The sequence below is a fragment of the Candidatus Omnitrophota bacterium genome (assembly GCA_041650805.1).
Classification (GTDB): Bacteria; Omnitrophota; Gorgyraeia; order 2-01-FULL-45-10; family 2-01-FULL-45-10; genus JBAZKM01.
The window spans coordinates 1-26,095 of the sequence record JBAZKM010000009.1 but is presented as its reverse complement, the minus strand read 5'-3'; the positions used below and the strand labels follow the sequence as shown (position 1 = coordinate 26,095).

Below are 26,095 nucleotides of genomic sequence, written 5' to 3'. Positions count from 1 at the left end.
TATGGAACTGCTGGATAAAAGAGGCCGTCTCTTCGGCAAGATAAATATAGTCGATTTCCTGATCGTAGGGCTCATCATAGTTATAATACCGACGTTCTTCTACGTCTACAAGGTGCTGGGTAAAAAAGTGCAGGCGGTGCCCGTATACTGGGTCAGGGCGGAGGTGGTCACACTGCCGGTCTTTGCAGTGGCAGAGATCTTCCGCGAAGGCGACCTCTCTTATGACGAGCAGGGGTCCCCGGATGCGCGATTGGTCCGCCTGATCAAAAAGGATGCCGGATACGGAGAGAAGATAAAGGCGGCCGCATTGAGGAAGTCGACAGACGAGACGTTCGACTACAAAGTTCCCGTATTCATGGAACTGGAGCTGGCATGTACCCGCGGCTCTAAAAGAGATCCGTGGTATTATCGCAGGCAGCCGCTTCTGATAGGGACCGGGTCGATGATATTCTTCAACACCGACAGGTACTCCGTGCCCTGTTATGTGCTGAAGGTGAACGATGAAGGGATCAAGAGGGATGATAAGAGGTAAGCTGCGTCTCTTCATACGGGAGAGCAGGATCGTCCGGTTCCTGTCCGGGCTTCCGATCAATATAATGGCCTCGTTTTGTGAGAGCGGGACTCGCAGGGCCTTTAAGGGCTTCCTCTCTCTTGTCAGGAGAGGTATCTTTGCCAACGCGGATAAGAGCATACTGGTCTCGTCGGCGAAGAAGACCTTTAAAGGCCTCGGGTTACGGGATCTGGGCCTCTTCATCATGGCGGTGACCGTATTTCATACGATACTGGTCCTGGCCGAAGGGGGATATATAGACGGTCTATCTGCCGCAGGAAGGTCTTTTGCCTTCTCGTGCGGGGCGATCATTTTTTTAAGAAAGAAGAGGAAAGGATGACCGGTAATATAAAGGTATTGAGGATCATAGCGCGTCTCAATATAGGGGGACCGGCCGTCCAGGCGATACTCCTCACAAACGCCCTCAATTCCGGGGGGTTCGAATCTATGCTGGTAAGCGGTATGGTCGATCGCGGAGAAGCCGAGATGACCTTTTTGCTGAAAGAGTACGGCGTCCGGCCGGTCTTCATACGGCGATTTGCCCGGCCGATAAACCCCTTAAACGACGTTATATCGTTCTTTGCCATATACAGGTTGATAAAAGGTTACAGGCCGCATATCGTCCACACCCACACCTCGAAGGCCGGATTTATAGGCCGCATTGCAGCATTTACGGCAGGGGTACCCGTGAAGGTCCATACCTTCCATGGGCACACGTTCAGCGGGTATTTTGGGGCCTTGAAGAGCCGTATATTCCTTGGCCTCGAACGGTTCCTCTCCCGCCTGACCGACGTCGTGATAGCCATAAGCCCGCTCCAGCATAATGATCTTGTCAAGACCTATAAGGTCGTCGATAGCGGGAAGTGCAGGGTGGTGCCCCTGGGCCTGCCGCTCGACGGCTACCTCTCCATAGATCCCGCGCGTAAGACGAAAGAGGGGATAGGGTTCGGAGATGACGATATCGTGATCGGTACGGTGGGGCGCATGACAGGGATAAAGAACCATAAATTATTCCTGGAGATCGCGCGGCTCTTTCTGGATTCTTATGGCGGGAATGATGTAAAGTTCGTGATCGTGGGAGACGGGGAGCTCAAGGAGGAGTTGATCGCGTACCGGGACCGTCTGGCCCTGGCCGATAAGGTGCGCGTATTCGGGTGGCAGGAAGATATGGTCAGGTTCTACTCCGCATTCGACATCTTCCTCCTGACCTCAAAGAACGAGGGGACTCCCGTCGCCATGATAGAGGCGATGGCATCCTCCGTCCCGATCTTGTCCACCGGAGTCGGCGGAGTGCCGGACGTCCTGGCCGGGTCGCGCGGGGGGTACATGGTTAAGGGTTCCGACCCTGCCGCATTTGTCGATAAGCTTAAGGCGATGGTATCCGATAAGGCGCTCCGCAACTCGATGGGTAAAGACGCGCGGAACGCGGTGAGGGAGACATTCCACAAGAACAGGCTCGTGAACGACATAAAGGGTCTTTACACGGAGCTTCTAAAAGAAAAAGGAGCGAATAGATGAAAGCACTTGTGACGGGCGGGGCCGGATTTATCGGCTCCCATCTCTGCGAGGCGTTGCTGGACAAAAAGTGGGAGGTCTACGTTATAGATAATCTCTCCACGGGAAGCATAGAGAACATACGCCATCTCGAGAATAATAAGCTCTTCCATTTCACCATAGGCAATATCATGGATGAAAAGGAGATGGCCCGTATGGTGAAGAAGGTGGACGTGATATTCCATCTCGCGGCCGCCGTAGGGGTGAAGTATATAATAGACAACCCTCTCGATTCTATAAGGACCAATGTCAGGGGTACCGAGATAGTCCTGGAGTTGGCAAACTCTCTGGGTAAGAAGAAGGTCATACTGGCCTCTACGTCCGAGGTATACGGGAAAGACGTTACGGGCAAGCGCTCGTTCAAGGAAGACGATGACCGTCTCCTCGGACCTACCACCATATCACGGTGGAGCTATGCCTCCACCAAGGCGCTGGACGAGTTCCTGGCGCTCGCATACTGGCGGGAGAAGAAGCTTCCCGTAGTCATCGTCAGGTTCTTCAATACCTGCGGCCCGCGCCAGACGGGCCGTTACGGTATGGTCATACCGCGGTTCATAAAACAGGCGCTCCTGGGGAAGCCGTTCACCGTATACGGGGACGGCAAGCAGACGAGATGCTTCCTGTATATAGGAGATGCCGTGAGGGCGATCATCGGGCTTACGAATGAAAAGAGAAGCGTCGGAGAGATATTCAACATAGGCAACCCGGAGAGCATAACTATCCTTGAGCTGGCGGAGAAGATAAAACGGCTTACAAATTCGCCGTCCAGGATAGAGCTCATCCCGTATGAGAAGGCGTACGAAGAAGGTTTCGAGGATATGAGGCACAGGAGGCCGGACATATCCAAGATAAAGGGGCTGATAAAGTTCTCCCCCCAGGTCAATACCGAGGAGTTGTTGAAGAGGACGATAGAATATTTCAAGCGATAAATAAGGAGTAACCGATGGTCACTGTACAGGATACGTGGGGGGCGCTCTTCATTGCCTTCATGATCGCCTACGGGTTCACCCCGTTCGTGCGGCAGCTGGCATTCAAGGCAAGGCTTCTGGATAACCCGGAGCGTAGGAAGTCACATGCCCATCCGACGCCGCTCCTCGGCGGGTTTGCCATATATGTGGCCTTCTTCGCCGGGATCCTCTTCACCACGGCCCCTAATGTATATTTATACGGCATATTCTTCGGTGCCACGCTTTTGCTCATATTGGGCATTATCGATGATAAGCTTGGAATGATGCCCCAGATGAAATTGTCCGGCCAGATAATGGCCGCCCTCATAGCTTATAAGGCAGGGTTCAGAGTGACCACTTTCGAGGACTATTATGTAAGTATGTTCTTTACCGTCTTCTGGGTCGTCGGCATCACGAACGCCTTCAATCTGCTCGACAACCTGAACGGTCTGTCGAGCGGGATAGCCGGCATAGCGTCGTTATTCTTCGGGGTAATGGCATTATGGAGCTCCCAGATATATACCGCGGTGGTATGCTTTGCCCTTGCGGGCGCCTGTTTCGGCTTCCTGCGCCATAATTTCCCACGGGCAAGCATATTCATGGGCGACTCCGGGAGCATGGTGATAGGTTTTGCGCTGGCCTGCATCGCCATACTGGGGTCATGGAAGACGGATACGATATCCCTTTCGCTTTCACTGCCCATATTGATCCTGGGGTATCCGATATTCGACACCACACTGGTGACCTTTTTGCGGCTGATGGAGAAGAGGCCGGTATATATAGGCGGGAGGGACCATTCATCGCATATACTGGCGTCTTTGGGCTTCAAAAAGCGGCGGGCGGTCGTCCTCATATACATAATATCATCGCTCCTTGGCCTGGCGGCTCTGCTCATAACGAAGGCGAGCGTACCCGTGGGGGTATTGATACTTGCGGCCGCATCTCTCGGCATGATAGGTTTCGGCTCATATCTGGCCGTCAAGCGGTTCGGAAGTGCAAAACTTCAGCGGCAAAACGGAAAAAGATGAAGAGATCTGACGCCCTGCATATTGCTGACAGGATAACCGAGTATTCCCTGTATCTTCTCGTATTCTGCATACCTTTCTCAAAATCCCTGGCCGAGATATCCATAGCCGCGGCGATCTTTGCCTGGTTGTCCAGGAAGATCATAGGAAATGATCTGCGGCTCAAGAAGACGCCGATCAACGTATTCCTCTTCGCATTCGTCGCGGCGAACCTCCTGTCGCTGATAAATGCCGGAGACAAATTTTTTGTCGCGAGGTCTATCGTCACCAAATGCCTGAAGTACGCGGCGCTCTATTTCGTGGTGGTAGAGACGGTTGACTCCAGGCCGAAGCTGAAGAATATATTGAAGGCGGCGCTCTTTTCGGCAACGGTGGTAATGGTCGACGCGTATATACAGTACCGTTTTATGCACGTGGACCCGATACGTCTTTATCCTTCGTTCAAATATGTCCTCCCGTGGAGCGATTTCCACCTCAGCCGCCTGGGGTTTCCCGTACCTTCCCCTTATTTTCTCGGGTTCCCGACGGGCCCGTTCCCTTTTCCGAATGACCTCTCGGCATGGATGCTGATCATCGCCATCCCGGCGATCTGCCTCTTACTGTGGCAGCCGGAAGGCGCGCGCGCCAGGGTGCTCCTCGGCCTCTTTTTATTGCCGTTCCTTTTCCTCTTCTACCTTGCCAATACCAGGAGCGCATGGGCCGGTTTCTTCGTCTCCCTTTTTGCCATGCTGTTCATAAAGAAGGCAAAACTGCTCATAGTAGCGGTCCTCTGTCTTGTCGTAGCGGCATCATTCTTCGTGCCAAAGCAGAAATTGAACGATCTCCTCGGCTTCTCAAGCATGCAGGACAGGTTCTATATGTGGCGCATAGGTTGGAAGATATTCCTTGATCATCCTGTCATCGGGAACGGATGCAATACCTTCTTTACAAAGTTCATGGAGTTCCGGGAGGATGAATACAAAGAGAAGAAGGGCAGCTATGCGCACAATAGCGTCCTGCAGATGGCCGCAGAGACGGGGGCTATAGGCCTCGGAGCCTTTCTGGCCATGCTCCTGGCGTTGTTCGGAAGATCGTTCCGGTATGCCGGGCAGAACGGCTCCACTTTTGCCGGGGTCCTTGCGCTGGGCATATCCCTAGGGCTCCTGGCCTTTCTCATACAGAGTATCTTTGACACAAATCTGCAGTCGCTCCCGCTGGTGATATTATTCTGGTTTACCGTTGCGTTGCTTATGAGCGTGATCAATGGACCGTTCGATGAATAAGCGGATACTGATAGTCAACACTTTCGGCATAGGGGACGTCCTCTTCACGACGCTCCTGGTGAAGACGCTTAAAAAGAGCATGCCGGACGCCGATATAGATTTCATGTGCAATGAACGCGCGCAGTATATCTTCAGGGATAACGGGAACATAAGGGATATAATCATATTCGAAAAAGACGAATTCAGGAAGGCCTTCAGGGATTCGAAGATAGGGTTCATCGGGAAACTGGCCGCCTTCATAAAGAAGCTCAAGTCAAAGAGGTATGACCTCCTGATAGACCTGTCGCTCGGTTACCAGCTGTCGCTCCTCATGAAGCTCCTGGGCGTGAAGAAGAGGATCGGCTTCAATTTTAAAGGGCGCGGCAGATTTTTGACGGAGGCGATAACAATAGACGGGTTCAGCGACAAACACGTCATCGACTATTACCTGGATGTGTTGAAACTCCTGGGGATCGGTAAGTGCGCGGATAAAGAGCTGGAGTTCGCCCTGTCCGAGGAGCTGGAGGGATGGGCGGCAGGTTTTATGAAAGAGCGTGGCTTGTCGGGGAGGACGGTGATCGGGCTGGCCCCCGGCGGCGGGAAGAGCTGGGGCGGCGATGCCTCTTACCGGAGGTGGGCGCCTGAAAACTTCAGTTATGTAGCGAGAAAGATCACGGAAAAATTCCCGGACGTATACTTTTTTATATTCGGGTCAGGCGAGGAGTCATGTCTCTGCAGGAAGATAGAGAAGGACCTGGCGGGCCGGGTCACAGACCTGTGCGGAAGGCTGACTCTTTCACAGTCCGCGGCGCTCATAAAACGCTGCTCGCTCATGGTCTGTAACGACGGCGGAATACTGCATATATCGGTGAGCCAGAAGGTGAGGACCGTCTCCATATTCGGCCCGGTTGACGACAGGGTGTACGGCCCGTACCCCGGGTCGCCGCGGGACAAGGTCGCGGTGGCCAAAGACGTAAAGTGCAGGCCGTGTTATTCCGGCTTTAAACATAATATATGCGAAGTGCACGATTGTCTCAAGAAGATCGACAGAGAGGCCGTCCTCCGTATGGCGGAGGAGAACCTTAAAGAACGGTATAAAGACAGATGAGATGTGATATCATAATCCCGATATGGGGCCAGCTCGATCTTACCAGGGAATGCATCGAGAGGATATTCGATACCACGCGCTATCCTTACAGACTGATACTTATAGACAACGCGAGCGAAGACGATACGAAGAAGTACCTGGAGGGCCTCAGGAGAGAGAGGCCCGATATCGTGCTGGTAAGGAATGAGCATAACCTTGGTTTCGTAAAGGCGGTCAACCAGGGTCTCAGGCTTTCGGACGGGCAGTACGTATGCGTGCTGAACAACGATACTATCCCGGCTACGGGGTGGCTTGAATCTATGGCGGCATTCGCCCAGACCCACGGGGACGTCGGGCTGATAAATCCGCAATGCGATGGTCATATGGACAAGACGATCGAACTTCACGCAGAGGAGCTCAGGTCTCACAGGGGCGAATACATGGAGATGAACCAGTGCCAGGGGTTCTGCATGCTGATCAAGAGAGAGGTCATAGAAAAGATAGGGTACCTCGACGAGTCGTTCGGTATAGGAGGGTTTGACGATACGGACTATTCCATGAGGGCGCATATGGCCGGTTACAGGTCGGTGTCGATAAAGGACGCGTATGTCTATCACCGCCTGCACGGTTCTTTCAACAAGTCGGGCGACAGGGAAGAGTGGGTCAGGCGCAACCAGAAGATCTATTACGACAAATGGGGAAAGCATAAGAGGATCGCCGTTGCGGCCGGGATAGACCCATCGGATGCGGGTTCGGTCACGAACCTCGTGATGTTCGCCTACGGCCTTGCGCGGGAATGGTCCTGGGTGCACATATGGTTAAATACGAGGCGCGGCAAAGGGAAGGCGGTTGAGGCCATTGCCCGGTCATGCGCGGATAATAAGCTTCCGCCGCACCAGAATATAAGGATAGATCATCTGGACCTGCCCGAGACGCTCTTCAGGGTCGTCGTCTTCGGCAAACTGCTTGAGCGTATGCGGAAGAGGATGAGAGACAAGAGGTTCGATATGGTAGTGGCCTCCGACCGCGCTGTGGCAAAGATGGCATCGGCCTTCGCCAGGGCTGTCAATATCTCGTTCACCGAAAGCTGCGCGGACTGGCAGAAGAGGGGAAGGGAAACGGCGCTTTCTATAGGCAGAAAGAGGATATCGTGAGCGGTCTCTCCTGCGACATCATAATACCTGTCTTCAACAATACGAAGATGACGGAAAATTGTTTCTGGAGCATAGCGGAAAATACCGATGTACCGTATACCCTGATATTCATAGATAACGGAAGCGATGAACCGACGAAAAGGTTCCTGAAAGATGTAAAGGCCTGCAACAAGAATGTGGAGGTCATCAGGAACGACGTTAACAGGGGCTGGATAAAGGCGATAAACCAGGGCATAGCGGTATCAAGGAGCCCTTACGTATGCATAATGAACAATGATACGATCGTAAGGACGCCCCGCTGGCTTTCCAAGCTTATAGGGATATCGGATGCCGCCCCGGACATAGGGCTGGTGAACCCCCGTTTCAAACTTAAGAAAGGGTCGCCGGCCCGAAAGGGCGCCGGAGCCCCTTTCATAGAGGTCGATTTTTGCCGCGGATATTGCATCCTGATCAAAAGAAGCGTGATCGATAAGGTGGGGCTTTTCGATGAGTCGTACGGGATGGGGTATTACGATGATGATGACTATTCGGCGAGGGCCATACGTGCCGGTTTCAGGTGTGTGAGCGCCGATGGGGTGACAGTCGAACACATAGGAGATTCCACGTTCGTATCCTTGTACGACGAAGCCAGGAGAAGGGAGCTTCACGAAAAGAATAAAGCGCTCTTCTACTCCAGGTGGGGTAGGCGGTTACGGGTAGTGTTCATAGCCGTATCCCGCACCGGCGGGAAGGCCCTGTCGGAGATATCGCTCTTCCTGGCAAGGCGCCAGCACATCATATACTTATGGAAGGCCGCCCCGGCACGGGTCATGCTGCATATCAACATAAGGGAATCGTCTGTCCCGCCTTTTTTTTACAGGACCTTTTTTAACGGTATCTTCCGCCTCAACAGGATGAAGAGGAAAGAGAAACGTTACGATATCGTCTTCACCGATGATCGCAAGATGGCGAAGGCGCTTTCCGCCCTGGGGTATAACGCGCATTACGTCGATATCGCGGAGGATGGGGATAGTATAAAAGAGACGGTAGCTTCCCTGGCTGGATCTGGATAGATATATGCGCTGTGATATCATAATGCCGGTTTGGAACAACCTCACATTGACCGCGGACTGTATAAGGTCGGTCTTTGAAAAGACGGGGAAGGACTACCGTCTCATCCTGGTGGATAATGCGAGCGATGAAGAGACCGCACGCTACCTGGAAGGCCTCAGGGATAAGAGCCCCGTAGATGTGATGCTTATAAGGAATAAAGAGAACCTTGGTTTTGTCAAGGCGGTCAACCAGGGAGAGAGGTCTTCCGAAGCCCCTTATATATGCGTATTGAATAATGATACCCTGGTCACGGAGGGATGGCTTGAGGAGATGATAAGGATCGCCCGGAGCGACCCGTCGATAGGTGTAGTCAACCCTTCGAGTAACAATCTCGGACAGAAGCCCCAGCAGGGGGAACCGATAGATATATACGCGCGGAGCATAAGGAAAGGGGCGGGAAGGTCCGTTGAACTGGGGGCGGCCATAGGTTTCTGCATGCTCATAAAGAGAGAGGTGGTCGGGCGGATAGGTCTTTTCGATGAGATATACGGCATGGGGAATTTTGAAGACACCGATTTTTCAAGACGTGCGATACGGGAAGGATACAGGTGCGTAAGGGCCCTGGGGGCTTATGTCTATCACAGGGAACACTCCTCGTTCAGGAGGTCCAGGACGTTCGAAAGCGATTTTAAGAGGAACAGGGAAATATATGAGTTCAGGTGGGGCAGGCCGAGGAGGATAGCATATATACTGGATTCATGCGATGATCTATTCATGCAGCGGCTGCGTTCGGAACTGCTAAGGTTGGCGCGGGACGGCAACTGGATATGGTATTTTTCGAGGGGGCATATAGATATCCCCGAGCATTCGAATATAATCTCCTGTGAGATAGAGCCAAAGCGATTTTATCCGAAGATGTTATACAGGATACTTACAAAGAAGAAGAGATTTAACGATATCTTTATAGGCGGAGAGAGGACGGGCAGGTTATTGGAATCGCTCTCTTTTATTCACAGGGCAAAGGTGCATTATTATTAACTACGGCAAGGGGAGAGAAATGAAAAAATTACCGGTATCGGTTGTAGTGATAACCAAGAATGAAGAAGATAATATGGCGAGGTGCCTGGGAAGCGTGGCATGGGCAGACGAGATCGTTGTCCTCGACGATGAGAGTACGGACAGGACGGCCGAGATCGCCAAACGCTATACCGGTAAAGTGACGGTCCGGAAGATGGATGTAGAAGGCAGACACAGGAATTACGCTTACGGCACGGCCCGCAATGAATGGGTGCTCTCGCTCGACGCGGACGAGGAGGCCTCGCCGGAACTTTACGAAGAGCTCTCGGGGCTCCTGTCCTCCGGCACGATAAAGGACGCCGCCTTTACCATCCCTATAAGGACATATATAGGAGACCACTGGATAAGACACGGCGGATGGTATCCGGCCGGCAAGGTGCGGCTATTCAGGAAGGATAAGTTCAGGTATGAGGAGGTAGAGGTGCACCCCAGGGTCTTCATAGACGGCTCATGCGGTCACCTGACCAAAGATATAATACACCATTCGTACAGGGATTTTCACGATTTCTTCGCCAGCCTGAATAACCAGACGACGCTCGAGGCCAGGAAATGGTTCAATGAGAAGAGGCGTATAAATTTCCTGACGATGATGAGAAAATTTTACGACCGCTTCCTGAAGTCGTACATTCTCAAGCAGGGGTTCAAGGACGGTCTTATAGGTTTCGTGGTCGCTTACGGTAACGGCCTCTACCAGCTGATGAGTTATGCCAAATACCGGTACATGATGGACCAAGAGAAGGGCGGAAAGAGTTGAAGAGGCTGATGGTCCTGTCGATATCCCTGGTCCTTATATTCGTATCGGTCCTCCTTCTCCTCGAGGCGTCGTACAGGGCCTATAAATTCTATAAGTACGGCCGCGCGATGGCCAGGGAACTCGAAAAGCCGGGCTATCCGCTTGTGAAACCGCTCGGGCCACGCGACAGGCAGGAGTATACGCTGAAACCGGGTTCGTCTTTTGAATCGGATAACGGCATCTCATATAAGATCAACTCGAAAGGGTTGCGCGACTACGAATACGGCTATGCCAAGGAGAGCGGCACATACAGGATAGTGGCGCTCGGGGATTCTTACATGTTCGGGTGGGGGGTCAACCTTGAAGATAGCTACCCAAAGCGCCTTGAGCGCATCCTGAACGGGAAGTACCCGGGAAGGAAGTTCGAGGTCATAAACGTCTCCGTCTACGGCTATAATACGGCGCAGGAATTCGAGCTCCTGAAGAGGGAGGGGATGAAGTACGATCCGGACCTGGTCATACTGGGGTTCTTCTTCAACGACGGAGAGCCGCAGTACGTCATGCCCAGGGACCCTTCGCTGGAGCATGAAGGCACCGGGATATGGTTCTTCGAATTCGTAAAGTTCCGGCTCAATATACTTATCAAAAAGTTGTCCGGGAGGGAAGATATCTTCCCTCTCCGCAGGGAAGAGTATTCCGAGCACTTCTGGGACGGGTTCAGGATAAAGAACCTGCTCTATAAAAAGGACGGGTGCCTGAGCGCCCTGGATGGGATAAGGGGTTTCCTGGGAGAGAGGGGTGTAGGGTTCCTGGTGGTCATGTTCCCGAGCTTTGAATACAGCGCAGATGACGAAACTATACCCGCGGACGGCTACGGTAACTACAAGATCATCAATACGGCCGTAAAAGATTTCTGCGCCGAGAAGAATATACGCGTCTTCGACCTCTACGACACGTTCGTGGGTATGCTGGCCGTAGATGTCAAAGAGAAGGCGGTAGGGCATATCCACCTCAATGAGAGAGGGTACATGATATCGGCCGAGGCCACGGCACGGTATCTGGACGAGAGCGGGATCATCCCGGAATGATCATATGACCAGACCTAAGATATCGGTCGCCATAATAACCAAGAACGAAGAACGGAATATCCGTGAATGCATCGCGCGCGTTGCCGGATGGGCGTTCGAGGTCATAGTCGTGGACGGCTACAGCGCCGACAGGACCCGGGATATAGCCGCGGAATGCGGCGCCAGGGTGATACCGCACCGCTTTGAGGGAGATTTTTCGAAGGAGAGAAATGCCGGTATGGATGCCTCATCCGGCGACTGGGTGCTTCACCTGGACGCCGATGACCGCGTGACGGATGATTTTAAAAAGAAGGCGGACGAAGCAGTGGGCAGCGATGACGCGGTCGATGTATATAAATTCCGCAGGAAAAACTTTTTCCTCGGCCACTGCATGGAGCACGGCGGATGGTGCCACTACATACCGAACCTTGTGCGCCGCCGGGCCGTACGCTTTGAGGGGGCGCTTCATGAGAGGCCCGTATACAAAGGGAAGACGGGCACTATCGAAGCGGATATAGAACACTACCCATTTACGAGCATATCCCAATTCATAGAGAGACAGAACCACTACAGCTCCGTGGAGGCCGAGGCGCTCTTTAAACGCGAAGGCGCCTCCATGATGGACCGCGCCACGGCGAATATGGTCGGGAGGACGTTCAAGATATTCTGGAAGATGTATGTAAAGAAGAAAGGTTACAGGGAGGGGATGTACGGTCTCGTCTTTTCCGTGCTATTCGCCTTCGTCAATTTCCTGATATGGGCCAAATACCGGGAGCTATGCGCGAAGAAGGATGCGACATAATCATTCCGGTCTGGAATGAGCAGGAGAGCACGTCTATCTGTATAGATAAGGTGCGGGAGCATACCCACGGCCCATACAGGCTTATCATAATAGATAACGCGAGCGGCGAAGCGACGAGGAGGTATCTCGAGGGGCTTCGTAAGGATGCGCCCGGGACGGTCCTGATAAGGAACGAAGAGAACCTCGGTTTTGTAAAGGCCGTGAACCAGGGCATAAGGTCGTCCGCCGGCCGCTACATATGCATCCTTAATAACGACACCGTAGTCACGGAAGACTGGCTCGAGCGTCTTATCGACACTTGCGAAAAAGGGCCCGGGGCCATCGGTATAGCAAATCCGGCCAGCAACGTCTTCGGCGATAAGGCCCCTTACGGCGGACGATACGGCTGGCAGGAGCTCGATTCGGCAAGAGGTTTTTGCATGCTCATAAAACGGGAGGTGGTGGAGAGGGTAGGCCTTTTCGACGAAGCGTACGGCATGGGGTATTTTGAAGAGAAGGACTTCTCAAGGAGGGCGATAGAGGCAGGATATATATGCGTAAAGGCAGGAACTTCATTCGTATATCACCGCGACCGGCTCAGCTTCGACAAGATAAAAGAGAGGGATGAGATATTCAGGGAGAACGAGAAGCTGTACAACCGGAAGTGGGGCAGGCCGCTCAGCATAGCGTTCATAGCCAGGAGCGGGAGCTGGTTGGCCGGGAGAAGAGATGCCATATATGCCCTGTTGAATAAAGGCCATCGCGTGAACATATTCTTACCCGATGGCATGGCCCGGCCCCGGTTCAAGGACCATATACAGATAAGGTATTTCTCTGCCGGGAGAGTCCTCTTTTCCGGCAGCGTCCTGTACAGGCTATGGGAGAGAAGGCGCAAGAAGAAGATAGACGTAGTGATACCGGAAGATGACGGTATGAAAAGATTTTTATCGGGGACGAAGGGCATGCACGGCAGTGATCTCTTCAGCGGAGGGGACGATGCCCTTATAGCTTTCTGTAATGCCAAAAGCAAGGAATGGTGAACCATATGGAAAATGAATGCCTTTCGGTCATCATCCCGGTCTATAACGAACGGGACACTATTTTGAAGATCATAGATAGAGTGCTCAAGCTCGATATGCTCAAAGAGGTTATAGTAGTGGACGACGGCTCGACGGACGGGACGCGGGAGCTTCTGGAAAAGGGGAAATTCCCGGGTAAGGTCAAGACGGCCTTCCATGAAAGGAATGCCGGCAAAGGCGCGGCGCTCAGGACCGGTTTCGGGTGCGCCGGCGGCGATATCATAGTCACGCAGGATGCCGACATGGAGTATGATCCCGGTGAGCTGAAAGAGTTGATCGCCCCTATAAGGAACGGCTTTGCCGACGTGGTATACGGTTCGCGCCTGTGGGGAGGGAAACCGCAGCGGGCCCATATGTTCTGGCATCTCATGGGGAACAGGTTCCTCACCCTCGTTACGGATATACTCTTCAATACCACATTGACCGACATGGAGACCGGGTACAAGGCCTTCACGCGGGATGTGATAAAGGGCATGCGGCTTCAGTCCGACGACTTCTCGATCGAGCCGGAGATCACGGCCAAGATACTGAAGAAGAAGCTGCGTGTTTACGAGCTCCCCATCTCCTATTACGGCCGCAGCTATGCGGAGGGGAAGAAGATAACCTGGGTCCACGGTTTTTCCGCGCTCTGGACCCTCATCAGGTACCGTTTTACGGATTGATATGGCGCAGAGGATGATCATAAAGGCGGCATTGGCCGTATGGGTAGGGCTATGGCTCTTATTCTCGGTAAGGCCTTATCTGAAGAAAGACCTGGCCGGGGAATATGCGGTCCTCTTTTCGTCTTCTCTCGAGGAGAGGAGGGCGTATGTAACGGGGCCGCGCCTGTACGAATTTATACGTTTCTGTAACGGTTCCATGCCCCCGTCTTCCACGTACTCCATAGTGGGGCTCGATAAGGAGCCGCTCGACGGGAGAAGGGCCGCGTATTACCTCTATCCGAACATAGAGGCCGGGGTGCCCGATTTCATCCTGGTATACGGCCTCGACGGCTTCTCCAGGGACGGTTACGGGATATTTAAACGGTTAGACAGGGAAAGGTACATCCTGAAAAGGACGCCATGATGATCACCTCGTTCAGGATAATTTTCTGTATAGCATTAGCCACAGCGGCAGGCTGGAGCGTGATATCGCTCTTGTCATACCGGAAGGAGGTATTCTATCCGGCGGAGAAGCTTGCCATCTCATACGCCGCCGGTTTGGGCCTTGTGACCGTGGAGATGGCCCTCTTGTCGGTATCCGGCATAAGTTTCAGCGTCTTCTCCATCGCCGTGCCGTGGATACCGCTCTTCCTCGCCTCTCTCTTATTATACGGTAAGGAGAGGGGAAAGGGTCCCGGTAATGGTGGCAGGGAGGTATCTCCGCCTCTCGTCCCGATCGAGAAGTTATTCCTTCTCGGTACGGCGCTTGAGGTCTCGTATACGTTCTTCAGGGCCATGGCCAAGCCGATCGAATCATACGATGCCATAGCGATATATGCCATCAAGGCGAAGATATTCTATCTGGCCCGGGGCATACCGGACTATTTCTTCACCGGCCTCAAGGATGTGGTGCCGCATTTAGAGTATCCGCTTTTCCTGCCGCTCGCGGAGACGTTCTTCTATGTATCTATCGGAGCCCTGAACGACCTCCTGGTAAAGTGCATATTCCCTCTCCTCTTCCTTTCCGCCCTGGTCATATTCTACTCGGCCGCGAAACGGATGATCAAGAGGAGGATGGCGTTCCTCGGCACCTTCCTACTGGCGACGGTGCCCCAATTCAGCGAATATGCTACGAACGGATATGCCGACCTCCCGCTCACGCTGTACTATTCCGCCAGTATTTTATATCTCTTCCTGTGGATAGCACAGAAGAGGAATGGCGTATTCCTCGCGCTCTCCTTTATATTTTTGGCGCTGGCGGTCTGGACGAAGACCGAAGGGGTGATGTTCGCCTTCGTCAATATCGCGGTGATATCGGCCTCCCTCATAAGGGATAGGTCCCGGTCCGTAAGGGCAGGGGTGGCATATGTGGTCCTGGTCCTGGCCCTCCTGGGAGCGTTCCTCTGCGCGTTGCGCGCCGCGGGCCTCGGGCTCCACGAAGATTTTAATACGGCCGGCCTTCAGGGACGAGCCGGGTTTGTGACCGGCATCAAAAGGATACCGGCTATACTGTACGAATACCAGAGGCAGTTCTTCGGGCCGAAGAAATGGAATATCGCCTGGATACTGTGCATCGGCGCCTTTGCGGCGGCATTCAGGAAGGTCTTCTCAAAAGACCTCTTCTATATGACCGTTGCCGTATTCCTGATGTTCGGCGGTTACACGGCCATCTATATGCTCACCCCGCGGGACCTTTCGTGGCATCTCTCCACGACCGCAAGCAGATTTTTCATACACCTCCTGCCCGTCTCGGTCTTCTGGCTTATGCTCGTATGCAAAGAGAAGGGATGGGAAGTATGAGGCCGATGAACCTCGTCCTGGCCGTATTTTTTATAGCCCTTTTATATCTCCTCCCGTCGTACGACAAGTGCTGGGCGCCTTATGATGAGGGAGATTACCTCAATACCTCCATGATGGTGCTTAAGGGCATGACCCCATATAAGGACTACTTCCTCATAATGTATCCGCCGGGGCATGCATATACGCTTGCCGCGCTGCTCAAGGTCTTCGGTATGCATCTCTACGTGGGGAGGTTCTATAATATAATCGTACTTTCGGTGATCCTGGCAACGGTATTTTACATCGCCGGGAAAGTGGCGTCCCGGGGATGGGCCTTATTTTCCTTTGTAATGTGCCTGGGCGTCTTCTCTTCCCTGGGGGAGCCCTCCATACCGCGCGCCATATGGCCGGGGGTCATGTGGAGCATGATAACGCTCGCATGCCTGCTCGAATTTATCGAAAAGGAGAAGACGGGTTACCTTGCCGCCGCGAGCGTCTCTTTGGGGATAACCCTCATCTTCCGGCATGATATAGCGTTCCTCACCTTTCTTTCGGGCTGCGTGGGCCTGACGGCACACGCCCTCTACGGACCGCGCCGCGGCGCGGCCGGGAGGATAGCCGTCAGGTCTGTGGGCCTTGCCGCCGGACCCGTTATATGCGCGGTCCTTCTTACGGCCTGGTTATACAGGATGGGCGCGCTCAATGACGCATTTCGGGCGATGTTCGTGGAGCCGTCGGCATTCCACAGGTGGGGCGCGATACCGTTCCCTCCTTATATACAGGATCCCGGCGCCATATTTCACAGGGGATGTATCTTCATACGCCACAACAAATTCTATATACCTGTCATCATATGCGCCTCCAGCGTTTTCCTATTCATATCAGATATCTTTATTAAGAAACGGCTCGATAAGCGGCTGGTGCTCTTATCCGGCATAATAACGCTTGCAGTGCTCTACCTTCAGCAGCTCGTCTTCAGGGTGGACGATAATCACCTCGCCGTCTCTTTTGCGCCATCGGCCGTCCTACTCGGCTCGCTTTTCAGTCATCGCGCGGAGAGCAGGAACAGGCCTTTTAAAGTCCTGGAGATGGCGATGCTGTCGTACGTGGGGCTCCTCGCCGCGCTCCTTTTGTACCACAGCACGGAGAGGTACATAAAAGATATCTACACGAAGCCATTCGTGAAGAAAGAGGTCGAACCCGCCGTCTTCGAACGAGGCACGATCTATATCCCCGATGACGTCCGGCCCGTTTTCGTGGAACTCGAAAAATTCATAAGGGAGAATACGGCCGGTGACGAGCGGATATACATAGGCCCCTTGAGGCACAACGTGCCCCAGATAGGATGGTTCGACCTCCTCTATTTTCTTACCGACAGGGTGCCGGCGGTCAAGTATTACGTTATGATACCGGGCTTCCAGACGAGACGCGACATACAGGAGGAGATGATCCGTTCTCTCGAGATAAATAATACGAGGTTCCTTTTCCTGAGGGATTTTGGCCGCTCGGAAGACGGCCTGCTCGATACCTATATAAAGGAGAGATATTCTTTGGTCAAAGTCATCGATTCATACTATATATATGGCAAAAGATAAGATAGTATTCATAGACAGGGACGGCGTCATAAATAAAGACCCCGGGGGGTGGACGCCGCACAGTTACGTGACGAAATGGGGGCAATTCCGTTTTCTGCCGGGCGCCAGGCGTGCCATAAAAGAACTGACCGAAGCCGGATATGATATAATAGTCATCTCGAACCAGGCCGGCATCAGCAAAGGGTTCTATTCCGTCAAAGACCTGAACGGCATCACAAGGAAGATGCTCGGCAAGATCGCGGAGGGCGGGGGGAGAATAAAGAGAGTATATTACTGCACGCACCAGACGAGCGACGGGTGCGCATGCAGGAAACCGAAGCCGGGGCTTTTAAGGAAGGCCGGGCGGGACCTCGGCGTGGGGATAGCCGGCAGGTATTTCATAGGGGATGGCCTGGTCGACATAGAGGCCGGGAAGAGGGCCCGCCTCAGGACCATACTCTTATTGTCCGGGAAGACGGACCGTAAAGATGTGAAGAGGTGGGATGTGAAACCGGACTTTATATTCAAAGATCTGCCGGAAGCCGTTGATTTCATATTGAAAAGAGGCGGAAGATGAGGGTCCTTGTGACCGGCGCGGCAGGCATGGTAGGGAGCCACGCGGCCGAATACTACGCAAAGAGGGGATGCAAGGTCATAGCGCTCGATAACCTCATGCGCTCGAAGCTCTTCGGCTACAGCAGGAAGAGCGTCGAGTTCAACTGGAGTTATCTCAAAAAGTACAAAAATATAGTACGGCTTAAGGGCGACATAAGGGACAGGAGCGATGTGGCCGCGGCCGTCGGTAAGGGCGTGGACCTCTGTATCCACGCAGCCGGACAGCCGGGGGTCCCGCTGTCATGGAGGGTGCCGCTCGAGGATTTCAGCATAAACGCTTTTGGGACATTGAACGTGCTGGAGGCGCTGCGGCAAAGGTCGAAAGAGGCCGCCTTCATCTATTGTTCGACCAATAAGGTCTTCGGCGAGAACGTCGGTAAACTGCGGCTGGTAGAGAGGGCGAAGCGTTATGCTTACAGGGGAGTCAAAGGCGTCGGCGAAGATATGCCCGTTGACCTGACGGGCCACACGCCCTACGGCGTTAGCAAATACGTAGGCGATCTCTATACGCAGGAATATGCGCGCATATACGGGATGAAAACGGCCGTCTTCAGGATGAGCTGTATATACGGCACAAGGCAATTCGGTTTTGAGGACCAGGGGTGGGTCGCGCATTTCGTGATATCCGCCCTGCTCGGGAGGCCGATAACTATTTACGGGAACGGGAAACAGGTGAGGGATATCCTGTATGTGGAGGACCTGATCGGGGCGTTCGATAAATTCTACTCCGGCGGCCTGAGGCACGATGTCTTCAACATAGGCGGCGGGCCGGATAATACCACGTCCATCCTGGAGTTCGTTGAGACCGTCGAAAAGAAGACCGGGATGAGGATGAGGTGCGGCTTCAGGGATTGGCGCCCGTCCGACCAGAAGGTCTATATATCGGATATAGGCAGGGTGTCGAAGCGGCTCAGGTGGCGCCCGAAGGTGGGTCCGTCGGACGGCGTCTCGCTTCTTTTGGGATGGGTCAGGGAGAACATAAAAATATTTAAAAAAGGGTGACTATGAAAAAGATACTGGTAGTCTATGCGACGGCGGGTATCGGCCACAAGAAGGCGGCGGTAGCGGTGAAGAAGGCGCTGGATGAGGTCCGGCCGCAGGATACGGAGGTCTCTCTTATCGACGCGCTCGATTACACCAACGCATTTTTCAAGTGGACATACCTGAAGGTATATCTGCTGGCCGTCAATAAATTATCGCTTCTCTGGGGATTCATGTATTACCTTACCGACAATTACTACGTCAACCTGGCGGTCTCCAAACTGAGGCGGTTGAATAACTGGGCAAATTCAAAACCGCTCGTAACTCATCTCCTGAAGAACCAGCCGGAGGTGATCGTATCGACGCATTTTTTCGCGAGCGAAGTCGCTTCCGACCTTAAGAGGGCCGGCCTTTTGAGGTCAAAGATAATCACCGTCATAACCGATTACCGGCTTCACTCGTGGTGGGTTTCGGATTTCGTCGACATCTATGTCGTATCGAACGAAGAGGCCAGGGATGACCTTATGCGGTGGGGGATAGCGGACTCGAAGATAAAGGTCCTGGGGATACCGGTGGAACCGGTCTTCTCCAAGGCGCTTGATAAAGAGAAGATAAAGAGCACCTTCGAGCTGAAGAGCGATATCTTTACGGTGCTCGTAATAGGCGGAGGTTTCGGCGTCGGACCCATAGAGGATATAGTCAAAAGCGCCGCTGCCGTACCCGGCCCTATACAGGTCATAGTCATCTGCGGTCATAACGAGGACCTTATAAACAGGATGAAATCCCTTAAAGAGCGTATGGGGATCGACCTGAAGGTGCTCGGTTTTGTGGATAATGTCTACGATTTTATGGAGGTCTCCGATATAGTCATATCGAAGGCAGGCGGCATCACTGTAACGGAGTGCCTCGCTAAAGGGCTGCCCCTTATCGCGACCTCGCCGATTCCGGGGCAGGAGACGGGTAACAGCGACTTTGTGGTCAAGCATGGGGCCGCGATACGGATAAAAGACGTGCGCGATATCTCGGCTATCCTTGAGGACCTGATGGCGGACCCCGGGAGGATGAAGGCGATGCGGGAGACGGTGCGCCGCCTCGGTAGGCCGCGGGCCTGCTATGACGTCGCGGCCCTGGCGGCCGGGATGGCCGGAGGCAGGGATGCTTAACGCGGCGGAATATGATTTAAAGGAGATATTGCGGGCGCTCAGGTCTTACATGGAATTGGAGAAGGCCTCCGGCGTCGAAGAGTTATATTTCCCGGTTCACGCGGGGAAAGGGGATGGACCGAAACCCGTCCCGGATGAGCTCGAAACCCTTAAGAAGGAACTCTCCGGCTGCAAGGCCTGCGATCTGTATAAGACTAGGACAAACATCGTCTTCGGTTCCGGGAACGGCCGGGCGCGCCTCATGTTCGTAGGGGAGGCGCCGGGAGAAGAGGAAGACAGGCAGGCCCTGCCGTTCGTCGGCAGGGCAGGGCAGCTTCTCACCAGGATAATAGAGGCGATGGGCTTGAAGCGCCAGGATGTCTACATAGCAAACGTCCTTAAGTGCAGGCCCCCGAATAACAGGGTCCCGTTGCCCACCGAGATACTGGCCTGCGAAGATAACCTTAAGAGGCAGATAGATATCATACATCCCGTTGTGATATGCACCCTCGGGAAGTCCGCGAGCCAGACGCTCCTGAGGACGCAGGAGCCGATCGGCGCATTGAGGGGGAAGTTCCGCGAGTATAACGGGATAAAGGTCATGCCTACGTTCCACCCCGCCTATCTCCTGAGGAACCCTTCGGAGAAGAAGACCGTGTGGGAAGATGTCAAAAAGATAAAGAGAGAGCTTGAAGGGAAATAGATGAAGATAGCCCTGCTCTATCCCGGGATCACGATGGACGGCTTCGCCAGGCCGCCGGAGCGTCCCAGGACGGGATGGATACATCACGGCCTGTCCCATATAAGCTCTGCCCTGAAGAAGGACGGACATACCGTTTCGCTGATAGACCTGAGACAGCTTTACGGCTGGGACGAATTGCCGCCCCTTGTGAAGAGGATCGCCCCGGAGGTCGTAGGCATAACGATGATGAGCCTCGATTTCGATGCCGCGATCACATCGGCAAAGATCATAAAAGATACGGATAAAAAGATAAGGGTCGTTGTGGGAGGGGTCCACCCCAGCATCATGCCGGATGAGCTCATGGGCAATCCCTATATCGACTATATATTCAAGGGTGAGGCCGAGATCACGCTGCCCCGGGTAGCGGGCGATATCGCGTCGGGCGCCATGAAGTCAAAGGTCATACAGGGGGAGATGCCGGACCTCGAGAAGATCCCGTTCGAGGACAGGTCCCTCTTTCCCATACTGGAGGCGCCGATGGTCCCTTTCCTGAAGATGCCTTTCATAACAGCGACCGCCGGGAGAGGCTGCGTATACAATTGCAATTTTTGTCAGCCGGCCGAGCGGAAGATCTTCGGCTCCAAAGTACGGCGTGTTTCGGTCGAGCGCTTTATGGAGGAGCTCACGATGACCAGGGACAGGGTGGGCCTGAACAGCCTTATGATACACGACGATTGCCTTCTCGAGGACATAAGATGGGTGGAAAAGTTCCTCAGGTTTTATGGGACGAAAGGGTTCGGGAAACCTTTCGTCTGCCAGAGCCGGGCCGATATCATAGTGAAACACCCGGACCTCTTCAGGGACATGAAGCGCCACGGGCTGGCCCTCCTCCTGGTAGGTTTCGAGAGCGGAAGCCAGAGGATCCTCGACTTCCTGCGCAAGGGCACCACGGTAGAGCAGAATTACAGGGCGGGAGCCATCTGTAAACGGCTGGGCATAAGGGTCTTCGCGAACTTCATCCTCGGCATACCGACCGAGACGAAAGAAGAGGTGATGGAGACGGTGAAGATGATAGAGAAGATAAGACCGTACGTCCCGAGCCCGACATTCTACACGCCTTTCCCCGGAAGCGACCTCTTCGAATATTGCAAGGAGAAGGATATCTCCCTGATAAAGGACCATTCCGATTATAAGAGAGATCCCGTATCGCCCAAGATAAAGGGCATTGACTATGAATTTTTGAAAGAGGCGCTGGCCCGGACCAGGCATATACCGCTTTCGGTCAGGATAAGGCGGAAGATAGACAGGTTGAAGCTGGGCAGGTTTAACAAAGAGTTGATAGCTAACCACATAAATGTGTTCAATTGAATACGAACCCTTGCGGTCGCCATGCCTAAGATCAGCGTGATAACCCCGGTACATAATGCGGCGCATTTCATACGGCGGGCCGTCGACAGCGTCCTGTCACAGGGGTATGGCGATATCGAGGTGATAATAGTGGATGACGGTTCGACGGACGACCTGAAAGAGGCGCTGGCCGCGTATTCAGGCGATGGCCGGGTGCGCTGTTTGAGGACGGAGAAGGGAGGCGTCTCACACGCCGTGAATAAAGGCATGGAGGCATCTTCCGGAGATTATCTGGCGGTCCTGCATGCCGACGACATATTCAGGCCCGGCAGGATAAAGAGGCAGGTTGAATTGATGGAGAAGAACCCCGGATACGGCGTCTCTTACACGAACGAGAGCTACTTCCTGGAAGGCGGCAAGCGCGTAATAGAGAGCCCGTACTTCCATTTCGGCGGTGATATATTCTATTTCCTGAAACGGAATAACTTCATACACATATCGAGCGCGATGTTCAGGAGGCAGGTCCTGGGAAGAGAGATGCTTGACGAGCGGCTGAAGTGCCACGAGGACTGGGACCTATTCCTGCGCCTGTCGGCCAGAGGCGTAAGGTTCCTCTATATAGACGAGGTCCTGACCGATATATGCGTCCACCCGAAGAGCCTCACCTCCGATACGGCGCTCATGGACTCTACCAGGCATGAGGTGGGGATGCGGGCCAAAAGGTTATGGCGGGATTTTAAGCTGACGATGGGCCTTACATCGCCGGGAGGGCTTTTAAGCATTAAGCGATACCTCGCTTTCAAAATATCGGCTGTCCTTGCGGGTTTTCCTTATAGCAGCCGTTACAACAGGGGTACGCCGACCGGTATATTGAACCTACGGTGACATATGGACGTTGAAACAGAGGACCGGAAGAAGACCTTTGCCGAAGTGGCGGTGGCCCTGCCCATGGACAGGACCTTCCATTATTCGATCCCCGATGAGATGCTCGGGGATATCGCCGTAGGGAAGAGGGTCTTCGTCCCTTTCCAGACGAGGACCGTCGTGGGATATGTGGTGGGGCTTACCGGCGACCCTGGCGTAAAGGACCTCAAGGCGATAGTCAAGGTCATAGACAGAGAGCCCCTGATAAACGAAGAGATGCTGAAGCTTACGCGATGGATAAAGGACAACTATTTCTGTTCATGGGGAGACGCCATAGAGGCGGCCGTACCGGCAGGCATAAAGAAAGGCAAGGAGGAGATAGGGTCCACGATAAAAGATCTGCATATCGATACATCCCAGTGGGCTGCCTCGCTGCCGCACGTCCTGACGGACGAGCAGGATAAGGCGTTGAAGGCATTGCGCGAATCGATAGAGAAGAGAGAGCATAAGACGTTCCTTCTCCACGGCATAACGGCAAGCGGCAAGACGGAGATATACCTCCAGGCGATCACGCTCATCCTTTCCGCGGGCAAGGGTGTCATAATGCTGGTGCCCGAGATATCGCTCACCCCGCAGACGATAGAGCGTTTCGTATCGAGGTTCGGTGACCTCGTCGCGGTCATACACTCCAAGCTCACACCCGCAAAAAAATTCCTGGAGTGGAAGAAGATAAAAGAGGGCAGGGCCAGGATAGTGGTGGGGGCGAGGTCCGCCATATTCAGCCCGGTAGCCGGCCTCGGCCTCATCATAATCGATGAGGAACATGAGACTTCATATAAACAGGAGGACGTGCCGCGCTATCATGCGCGCGAGGTTGCGGAGGAGAGGGCGCGGCTAAATAACTGCCCGCTCGTCCTGGGGACCGCCACGCCTTCGCTCGAGTCGTATTACAAGGCAAAACACGGCGAGTATAAGCTGATACGGCTGACCAAGCGTATCGAGGAACGGCTCCTCCCGAAGGTGAAGATAGTCGATATGAGGATGGAGGTCGCGACCAAGAAGAGGATAGCGATATTCTCGAAGGTCCTCCTGGACGCCATCGATAAGACGCTGAAAGAGAAGAAACAGGCGATCATATTCCTGAACAGGCGTGGATTTTCCACCTTCCTTAACTGCAAGGCGTGCGGCTTCGTAATGAAATGCAGGCGTTGTGATACGACGCTGGTCTACCACTTTGAAGAGAAGAGGCTGGTCTGCCATTATTGTAACTACACGGCGGAGCCGCCGGACATATGCCCAAAGTGCAGGAGCAGCTATATAAAGTACTTCGGTTTGGGCACGGAGAAGGTGGAATCGGAGATAAGCCACAGCTTCCCCGCCGTCCACCTGGCGAGGATGGATTCCGATACCACCCAGAAGGCCGGCTCTCACGACAGGATACTCGGGACGTTCAAATCCGGCAGCGTCAACATCCTGGTGGGTACGCAGATGATAGCGAAGGGGCTCGACTTCCCCATGGTGACGCTCGTCGGGGTCGTCTCCGCGGACGTGACGCTGAATATACCGGATTTCCGCGCGAGCGAGAGGACATTTAACCTCCTTACACAGGTCGCCGGCCGCGCCGGGAGGGGCGAGGACGGGGGAGAGGTCATAGTCCAGACGTATGCGCCGAGCCATTATGCCGTCCTCACTGCCGCCAAGCACGATTACGAGAAGTTCTACCAGGAAGAGATCGTCTCCCGTAAAGAGCTCCTCTTCCCGCCGTTCGTACGCCTAGTCAAGATCACCGTACGCGCAAGGAATGACGAGATGACGCAAAAGGCCGCCTCGGAGCTCGCGACGGCCATAAGAGCGGAAGACGCGACCGCTAAAGTGGCCGGGCCTGCCCCGGCGCCGATAGCGCGCGTCCGCGGCTACTTCAGGTATAATATAGTGCTTAAGGGGAAGGACCGGATCGCTATGTGCGAACTGCTTAGGAAGGTCCTGGCGAAGTTCAAGAAGCCGCACGGCGTGCTAATAGCCGTAGACGTAGATCCGATATCAATGTAGAGGTGAAATATGAAGATCATATTTTTCGGCACGTCCAATTTCGCGCTTCCGGCGCTGAAGGCGCTGATCGATTCGGGTCATGAGGTAGCTTTGCTCGTGACGCAGCCGGACAGGAAGAGCGGCAGGAACCTCGCGATATCGCCTCCGCCGACAAAGGTCTTTGCCCTCTCCAGGGGCGTTACCGTCTATCAGCCGGAAGACGCCTCCGGGTCGGAGTCGATAGAGCGTCTTAAAAAAGTCGGCCCAGACATATTCGTCGTCGTATCTTTCGGTCAGATACTGAAAAGGGAGGTCCTCTCGATACCGAAATTGTACGCCGTTAACCTGCACGGGTCGCTCCTTCCCGGATACAGGGGCGCCGCGCCGACGAACAGGGCCGTCATGAACGGCGATGAGATCACCGGTGTCACCGTGATACGCATGAATGAGCGTATGGACGAAGGCGACATAATGGCGGAGAAGGAAGTAGGTATAGGTCCGGAAGATACAAATATCACCTTGAGCGAGAAGCTGTCCGAGGCAGGGGCCATCTTATTGGTCGACACATTACGGCTGATAGAGGACGGGAAGGCGCATTTCGAAAAGCAGGACCCTGAGAAGGCGACCTACGCGCCCAAGCTGAGAAAAGAGGAGGGTCTCATACGCTGGGACGAGCCGGCGGCGGCCATCCATAATAAGGTCCGCGGCCTCATCCCGTGGCCCGGCGCTTACACCCATTACGGCCGGAAGACGCTCAAGATATTGAAGACCGCTCTTTCGGACGCCTCATCAGACGGAGTGGCCCCCGGCGAGGTCATCGCCTCCGGCGAGAGCACAGGGATAGTAGTTGCTACCGGTTCGGGCGCGATAAAGATCACGCATCTCCAGGTCGAGGGCAAGAAGGTCCTCGACTCCGCCGCCTTCCTCCGCGGCCACCGCCTCTCCAAAGGTACACGATTCGAGTAAAATTTTTACGGGTCCCCTCCTTCGCAGCTTCTGCCATTCAGAGATGTTTTGCTTCGGAGGGCAGGCTGCCGCTCCCTCGCCTTTTGTTTCTATAGGGCATTCAACGCTCTCGAGGCGTACCAATGACAGATCGTGGATACTAGGCGCCG

At 54.0% G+C, this 26,095-nt stretch carries 26 protein-coding genes; all 26 read left to right on the top strand.

What is annotated here, in order from left to right; genetic code table 11:
- The first annotated feature begins 1 nt into the window (after window position 1).
- The 26 genes from WC515_07155 to fmt are packed head-to-tail and all read left to right on the top strand — an operon-like array spanning window position 2 to window position 25,946.
- A complete protein-coding gene (locus tag WC515_07155; GenBank protein ID MFA5147133.1) occupies window positions 2–532 on the top strand; it encodes a DUF4330 family protein in 531 nt (176 codons plus the stop codon).
- A complete protein-coding gene (locus tag WC515_07150) occupies window positions 519–890 on the top strand; it encodes a hypothetical protein (GenBank protein MFA5147132.1) in 372 nt (123 codons plus the stop codon). The genes WC515_07155 and WC515_07150 overlap by 14 nt, the downstream gene beginning before the upstream one ends.
- Complete coding sequence (locus WC515_07145) at window positions 887–2,068, top strand: glycosyltransferase family 4 protein (GenBank protein MFA5147131.1); 1,182 nt, start codon at window positions 887–889, stop codon at window positions 2,066–2,068. The genes WC515_07150 and WC515_07145 overlap by 4 nt, the downstream gene beginning before the upstream one ends.
- Window positions 2,065–3,033, top strand: coding sequence for a GDP-mannose 4,6-dehydratase (locus tag WC515_07140; GenBank protein MFA5147130.1), 969 nt, complete (start codon window positions 2,065–2,067; stop codon window positions 3,031–3,033). The genes WC515_07145 and WC515_07140 overlap by 4 nt, the downstream gene beginning before the upstream one ends.
- A 14-nt stretch (window positions 3,034–3,047) precedes the next feature.
- Window positions 3,048–4,079 carry an MraY family glycosyltransferase gene (locus tag WC515_07135; protein ID MFA5147129.1) on the top strand — a complete coding sequence of 344 codons (1,032 nt, stop codon included), beginning with the start codon at window positions 3,048–3,050 and terminating at the stop codon, window positions 4,077–4,079.
- The gene (locus WC515_07130) at window positions 4,076–5,338 is read left to right on the top strand and encodes an O-antigen ligase family protein (protein ID MFA5147128.1); all 1,263 of its coding nucleotides are present in this window, start codon (window positions 4,076–4,078) and stop codon (window positions 5,336–5,338) included. The genes WC515_07135 and WC515_07130 overlap by 4 nt, the downstream gene beginning before the upstream one ends.
- Window positions 5,331–6,425 carry a glycosyltransferase family 9 protein gene (locus WC515_07125; GenBank protein MFA5147127.1) on the top strand — a complete coding sequence of 365 codons (1,095 nt, stop codon included), beginning with the start codon at window positions 5,331–5,333 and terminating at the stop codon, window positions 6,423–6,425. Before WC515_07130 ends, WC515_07125 begins: the two co-directional genes overlap by 8 nt.
- Window positions 6,422–7,558 (top strand): glycosyltransferase family 2 protein, encoded by a 1,137-nt coding sequence (locus tag WC515_07120; GenBank protein ID MFA5147126.1) that lies wholly within the window; start codon window positions 6,422–6,424, stop codon window positions 7,556–7,558. Before WC515_07125 ends, WC515_07120 begins: the two co-directional genes overlap by 4 nt.
- The gene (locus tag WC515_07115) at window positions 7,555–8,610 is read left to right on the top strand and encodes a glycosyltransferase family 2 protein (protein MFA5147125.1); all 1,056 of its coding nucleotides are present in this window, start codon (window positions 7,555–7,557) and stop codon (window positions 8,608–8,610) included. The genes WC515_07120 and WC515_07115 overlap by 4 nt, the downstream gene beginning before the upstream one ends.
- Window positions 8,611–8,614: 4 nt before the next feature.
- Window positions 8,615–9,628: a glycosyltransferase family 2 protein gene (locus tag WC515_07110; GenBank protein MFA5147124.1), complete on the top strand. Its 1,014-nt coding sequence runs from the start codon at window positions 8,615–8,617 to the stop codon at window positions 9,626–9,628.
- Between the two features lie 19 nt (window positions 9,629–9,647).
- Window positions 9,648–10,421, top strand: coding sequence for a glycosyltransferase family 2 protein (locus WC515_07105; GenBank protein ID MFA5147123.1), 774 nt, complete (start codon window positions 9,648–9,650; stop codon window positions 10,419–10,421).
- Window positions 10,418–11,488 carry a GDSL-type esterase/lipase family protein gene (locus tag WC515_07100; GenBank protein ID MFA5147122.1) on the top strand — a complete coding sequence of 357 codons (1,071 nt, stop codon included), beginning with the start codon at window positions 10,418–10,420 and terminating at the stop codon, window positions 11,486–11,488. The genes WC515_07105 and WC515_07100 overlap by 4 nt, the downstream gene beginning before the upstream one ends.
- A gap of 4 nt (window positions 11,489–11,492) precedes the next feature.
- Window positions 11,493–12,269, top strand: a complete 777-nt coding sequence (locus WC515_07095) for a glycosyltransferase family 2 protein (protein MFA5147121.1) — start codon at window positions 11,493–11,495, stop codon at window positions 12,267–12,269.
- Window positions 12,245–13,288, top strand: coding sequence for a glycosyltransferase family 2 protein (locus WC515_07090; protein ID MFA5147120.1), 1,044 nt, complete (start codon window positions 12,245–12,247; stop codon window positions 13,286–13,288). The genes WC515_07095 and WC515_07090 overlap by 25 nt, the downstream gene beginning before the upstream one ends.
- Before the next feature lie 5 nt (window positions 13,289–13,293).
- The gene (locus WC515_07085) at window positions 13,294–13,989 is read left to right on the top strand and encodes a glycosyltransferase family 2 protein (protein ID MFA5147119.1); all 696 of its coding nucleotides are present in this window, start codon (window positions 13,294–13,296) and stop codon (window positions 13,987–13,989) included.
- A 1-nt stretch (window position 13,990) separates the two neighbouring features.
- Window positions 13,991–14,392, top strand: a complete 402-nt coding sequence (locus WC515_07080) for a hypothetical protein (GenBank protein ID MFA5147118.1) — start codon at window positions 13,991–13,993, stop codon at window positions 14,390–14,392.
- The gene (locus WC515_07075; GenBank protein MFA5147117.1) at window positions 14,389–15,768 is read left to right on the top strand and encodes a glycosyltransferase family 39 protein; all 1,380 of its coding nucleotides are present in this window, start codon (window positions 14,389–14,391) and stop codon (window positions 15,766–15,768) included. The genes WC515_07080 and WC515_07075 overlap by 4 nt, the downstream gene beginning before the upstream one ends.
- Complete coding sequence (locus WC515_07070; GenBank protein MFA5147116.1) at window positions 15,765–17,342, top strand: glycosyltransferase family 39 protein; 1,578 nt, start codon at window positions 15,765–15,767, stop codon at window positions 17,340–17,342. The genes WC515_07075 and WC515_07070 overlap by 4 nt, the downstream gene beginning before the upstream one ends.
- On the top strand, window positions 17,329–17,898 hold the full coding sequence (locus WC515_07065; GenBank protein ID MFA5147115.1) for an HAD family hydrolase: 570 nt from the start codon (window positions 17,329–17,331) through the stop codon (window positions 17,896–17,898). The genes WC515_07070 and WC515_07065 overlap by 14 nt, the downstream gene beginning before the upstream one ends.
- Window positions 17,895–18,938 (top strand): NAD-dependent epimerase/dehydratase family protein, encoded by a 1,044-nt coding sequence (locus tag WC515_07060; protein ID MFA5147114.1) that lies wholly within the window; start codon window positions 17,895–17,897, stop codon window positions 18,936–18,938. Before WC515_07065 ends, WC515_07060 begins: the two co-directional genes overlap by 4 nt.
- Window positions 18,939–18,940: 2 nt before the next feature.
- The gene (locus WC515_07055; GenBank protein MFA5147113.1) at window positions 18,941–20,080 is read left to right on the top strand and encodes a glycosyltransferase; all 1,140 of its coding nucleotides are present in this window, start codon (window positions 18,941–18,943) and stop codon (window positions 20,078–20,080) included.
- Window positions 20,073–20,762 (top strand): uracil-DNA glycosylase, encoded by a 690-nt coding sequence (locus tag WC515_07050; GenBank protein ID MFA5147112.1) that lies wholly within the window; start codon window positions 20,073–20,075, stop codon window positions 20,760–20,762. The genes WC515_07055 and WC515_07050 overlap by 8 nt, the downstream gene beginning before the upstream one ends.
- A complete protein-coding gene (locus WC515_07045) occupies window positions 20,763–22,109 on the top strand; it encodes a radical SAM protein (GenBank protein ID MFA5147111.1) in 1,347 nt (448 codons plus the stop codon).
- Between the two features lie 21 nt (window positions 22,110–22,130).
- Complete coding sequence (locus tag WC515_07040; protein ID MFA5147110.1) at window positions 22,131–22,973, top strand: glycosyltransferase; 843 nt, start codon at window positions 22,131–22,133, stop codon at window positions 22,971–22,973.
- 3 nt (window positions 22,974–22,976) lie between these two features.
- On the top strand, window positions 22,977–25,001 hold the full coding sequence (gene priA, locus WC515_07035) for a primosomal protein N' (GenBank protein ID MFA5147109.1): 2,025 nt from the start codon (window positions 22,977–22,979) through the stop codon (window positions 24,999–25,001).
- Window positions 25,002–25,010: 9 nt separating this feature from the next.
- Entirely contained in the window at window positions 25,011–25,946 is a 936-nt protein-coding gene (fmt, locus tag WC515_07030) for a methionyl-tRNA formyltransferase (protein MFA5147108.1), read from the top strand.
- Window positions 25,947–26,095 lie beyond the last annotated feature (149 nt).

Excerpts from the sequence above, each read along its gene's own strand:
- WC515_07125 (MFA5147127.1), top strand. The coding sequence starts at position 5,331 with ATGAATAAGCGGATACTGATAGTCAACACTTTCGGCATAGGGGACGTC.
- WC515_07045 (MFA5147111.1), top strand. The coding sequence starts at position 20,763 with ATGAAGATAGCCCTGCTCTATCCCGGGATCACGATGGACGGCTTCGCC.
- WC515_07110 (MFA5147124.1), top strand. The coding sequence starts at position 8,615 with ATGCGCTGTGATATCATAATGCCGGTTTGGAACAACCTCACATTGACC.
- WC515_07145 (MFA5147131.1), top strand. The coding sequence starts at position 887 with ATGACCGGTAATATAAAGGTATTGAGGATCATAGCGCGTCTCAATATA.
- WC515_07040 (MFA5147110.1), top strand. The coding sequence starts at position 22,131 with ATGCCTAAGATCAGCGTGATAACCCCGGTACATAATGCGGCGCATTTC.
- WC515_07070 (MFA5147116.1), top strand. The coding sequence starts at position 15,765 with ATGAGGCCGATGAACCTCGTCCTGGCCGTATTTTTTATAGCCCTTTTA.
- WC515_07150 (MFA5147132.1), top strand. The coding sequence starts at position 519 with ATGATAAGAGGTAAGCTGCGTCTCTTCATACGGGAGAGCAGGATCGTC.
- WC515_07055 (MFA5147113.1), top strand. The coding sequence starts at position 18,941 with ATGAAAAAGATACTGGTAGTCTATGCGACGGCGGGTATCGGCCACAAG.
- WC515_07155 (MFA5147133.1), top strand. The coding sequence starts at position 2 with ATGGAACTGCTGGATAAAAGAGGCCGTCTCTTCGGCAAGATAAATATA.
- WC515_07095 (MFA5147121.1), top strand. The coding sequence starts at position 11,493 with ATGACCAGACCTAAGATATCGGTCGCCATAATAACCAAGAACGAAGAA.
- WC515_07060 (MFA5147114.1), top strand. The coding sequence starts at position 17,895 with ATGAGGGTCCTTGTGACCGGCGCGGCAGGCATGGTAGGGAGCCACGCG.
- WC515_07065 (MFA5147115.1), top strand. The coding sequence starts at position 17,329 with ATGGCAAAAGATAAGATAGTATTCATAGACAGGGACGGCGTCATAAAT.
- WC515_07085 (MFA5147119.1), top strand. The coding sequence starts at position 13,294 with ATGGAAAATGAATGCCTTTCGGTCATCATCCCGGTCTATAACGAACGG.
- WC515_07140 (MFA5147130.1), top strand. The coding sequence starts at position 2,065 with ATGAAAGCACTTGTGACGGGCGGGGCCGGATTTATCGGCTCCCATCTC.
- fmt (MFA5147108.1), top strand. The coding sequence starts at position 25,011 with ATGAAGATCATATTTTTCGGCACGTCCAATTTCGCGCTTCCGGCGCTG.
- WC515_07050 (MFA5147112.1), top strand. The coding sequence starts at position 20,073 with ATGCTTAACGCGGCGGAATATGATTTAAAGGAGATATTGCGGGCGCTC.
- WC515_07075 (MFA5147117.1), top strand. The coding sequence starts at position 14,389 with ATGATGATCACCTCGTTCAGGATAATTTTCTGTATAGCATTAGCCACA.
- WC515_07105 (MFA5147123.1), top strand. The coding sequence starts at position 9,648 with ATGAAAAAATTACCGGTATCGGTTGTAGTGATAACCAAGAATGAAGAA.
- WC515_07120 (MFA5147126.1), top strand. The coding sequence starts at position 6,422 with ATGAGATGTGATATCATAATCCCGATATGGGGCCAGCTCGATCTTACC.
- WC515_07080 (MFA5147118.1), top strand. The coding sequence starts at position 13,991 with ATGGCGCAGAGGATGATCATAAAGGCGGCATTGGCCGTATGGGTAGGG.
- WC515_07135 (MFA5147129.1), top strand. The coding sequence starts at position 3,048 with ATGGTCACTGTACAGGATACGTGGGGGGCGCTCTTCATTGCCTTCATG.
- WC515_07130 (MFA5147128.1), top strand. The coding sequence starts at position 4,076 with ATGAAGAGATCTGACGCCCTGCATATTGCTGACAGGATAACCGAGTAT.
- priA (MFA5147109.1), top strand. The coding sequence starts at position 22,977 with ATGGACGTTGAAACAGAGGACCGGAAGAAGACCTTTGCCGAAGTGGCG.
- WC515_07090 (MFA5147120.1), top strand. The coding sequence starts at position 12,245 with ATGCGCGAAGAAGGATGCGACATAATCATTCCGGTCTGGAATGAGCAG.